At 65.0% G+C, this 1331-nt stretch carries 1 protein-coding gene; it reads right to left on the bottom strand.

Features of this window, described 5'->3' with window-relative positions:
- Positions 1-27: 27 nt before the first annotated feature.
- Positions 28-1280, bottom strand: a protein-coding gene (locus tag JFN87_RS33130; RefSeq protein ID WP_245182864.1) for an IS3 family transposase whose coding sequence is annotated in 2 segments (ribosomal slippage) — positions 28-1001 and positions 1001-1280 — 1254 coding nt in all. Because the reading frame shifts where the segments join, the coding sequence is not laid out codon by codon here.
- Positions 1281-1331 lie beyond the last annotated feature (51 nt).

Raw genomic sequence — 1331 nt, 5'->3', positions numbered from 1 at the left:
TGAACCGTACCGGGTTCGGTAGAGACTTCAGTTATTGTTTGTGACCTGGGGTTTCGTGGTCGTGAGGTAGTGGTTGTTCTCGTATTCGACCGGTGGAATGTGGCCTATTTCACCGTGGAGCCGGCGGTGGTTGTACCAGTCGACGTACTCGGCGGTGGCCAACTCGACCTGGGAGAGGGTCTTCCAGGGCCGCTGGGGTTTGATCAGCTCGGTCTTGTAGAGGCCGATCGTGGACTCCATCAGGGCGTTGTCGTAGGCGTCGCCGACCGATCCGATCGAGGCCGCGATGCCGACGGCGTCCAGGTGCTCTGCGAGGCGGAAGCTCGTGTACTGCGATCCGGCATCGGAGTGGTGCACCAACTCTCCTGCAGCGACGGGGTGTTGATCGCGGTCACGCTGCCACAGGGCCATCTCCAGGGCGTCCAGGACGAAGACCGTCTCCTTGATGGCGGCCGCGGACCAGCCGACGATCCGGCGGGAGAAGGTGTCGACGACGAACGCGACGTAAACGACGCCGGCCCAGGTCTTCACATGGGTGAAGTCCGCGGCCCAGCAGCGGTTCGGTGCCGGGGCGACGAAATCACGATCAACCAGGTCGGGGGCACGCGGGGCCTGCCCGCCGGGAATCGTGGTGATCACGCGCTTGCCGCGGACCGCGCCGGCGATGCCGAGTTCACGCATCAGCCGCTCGACGGTGCAGCGGGCAACCGTGTGGCCCTGGCGGTTCAGCTCGCGCCAGATCTTCCGCGCCCCGTAGACACGGTAGTTGGAGGTGTAGACCTGCTCGATCTCCACCTTGAGTCCCTCGTCGCGCACACGGCGGGCCGAGGGCGTTTCCAAGCGCTTCTTGTAGGCGTAGTAGGTGGAAGGGGCGATCTTGCAGTCGTGCTCGGTGAGCGTCCTGCAGATCGGCTCGACCCCGCCGAAGCGGTCCCGGTGCTCGTCGATGAAAGCTACGAGCGCGTGTGTGGCCGGTCGAGCTCGGCCGCGAAGAAACTCGCCGCCGCCTTCAGAATGTCGTTCGCCCGCTTCAACTCGGCGTTCTCCTTCTTCAACGCCTTCAGCTGGACGGACTCCTCCGTCGTCGTCCCCGGACGCTGCCCGGCGTCGACCTGGACCTGACGGACCCAGTTCCGCAGCGTCTCGGTCGAGCCGATCCCGAGCTTCACCGCGACCGCCTTCATCGCGGCCCACTCGGTGTCGTACTCGGGTCGCACCTCGGCGACCATCCGCACCGCACGACGGCGCAGCTCAACAGGATAACGGGAAGGACGTGCCATGACTCGATCCTCTCATGAAATCGAGTCTCCACTTCACCCGGTACGGTTCAC

This window comes from Streptomyces montanisoli, from assembly GCF_017813245.1.
GTDB lineage: Bacteria > Actinomycetota > Actinomycetes > Streptomycetales > Streptomycetaceae > Streptomyces > Streptomyces montanisoli.
Note: the sequence above shows the minus strand (reverse complement) of the source record. Positions and strands in the feature narration are given on the sequence as shown.